This is a genomic window from Escherichia sp. E2586, from assembly GCF_005781105.1.
In the GTDB taxonomy this organism is placed as follows: Bacteria; Pseudomonadota; Gammaproteobacteria; order Enterobacterales; family Enterobacteriaceae; genus Escherichia.
The window spans coordinates 1-1,019 of sequence record NZ_VATN01000060.1 but is presented as its reverse complement, the minus strand read 5'-3'; the positions used below and the strand labels follow the sequence as shown (position 1 = coordinate 1,019).

Genomic DNA, 1,019 nt, shown 5'->3' with positions numbered 1-1,019 from the left:
GCATTCGACCAGATCGATAACGCGCCGGAAGAAAAAGCTCGTGGTATCACCATCAACACTTCTCACGTTGAATATGACACCCCGACCCGTCACTACGCACACGTAGACTGCCCGGGGCACGCCGACTATGTTAAAAACATGATCACTGGTGCTGCTCAGATGGACGGCGCGATCCTGGTAGTTGCTGCGACTGACGGCCCGATGCCGCAGACTCGTGAGCACATCCTGCTGGGTCGTCAGGTAGGCGTTCCGTACATCATCGTGTTCCTGAACAAATGTGACATGGTTGATGACGAAGAGCTGCTGGAACTGGTTGAAATGGAAGTTCGTGAACTTCTGTCTCAGTACGACTTCCCGGGCGACGACACTCCGATCGTTCGTGGTTCTGCTCTGAAAGCGCTGGAAGGCGACGCAGAGTGGGAAGCGAAAATCCTGGAACTGGCTGGCTTCCTGGATTCTTACATTCCGGAACCAGAGCGTGCGATTGACAAGCCGTTCCTGCTGCCGATCGAAGACGTATTCTCCATCTCCGGTCGTGGTACCGTTGTTACCGGTCGTGTAGAACGCGGTATCATCAAAGTTGGTGAAGAAGTTGAAATCGTTGGTATCAAAGAGACTCAGAAGTCTACCTGTACTGGCGTTGAAATGTTCCGCAAACTGCTGGACGAAGGCCGTGCTGGTGAGAACGTAGGTGTTCTGCTGCGTGGTATCAAACGTGAAGAAATCGAACGTGGTCAGGTACTGGCTAAGCCGGGCACCATCAAGCCGCACACCAAGTTCGAATCTGAAGTGTACATTCTGTCCAAAGATGAAGGCGGTCGTCATACTCCGTTCTTCAAAGGCTACCGTCCGCAGTTCTACTTCCGTACTACTGACGTGACTGGTACCATCGAACTGCCGGAAGGCGTAGAGATGGTAATGCCGGGCGACAACATCAAAATGGTTGTTACCCTGATCCACCCGATCGCGATGGACGACGGTCTGCGTTTCGCAATCCGTGAAGGCGGCCGTACCGTTGG

At 53.5% G+C, this 1,019-nt stretch carries 1 protein-coding gene; it reads left to right on the top strand.

The annotated features are described in order from the left end of the window. Positions 1 to 1,019, top strand: a 1,019-nt coding sequence (tuf, locus tag FEK50_RS24100) for an elongation factor Tu (protein WP_000407794.1), incomplete at both ends; no start/stop codon positions are given.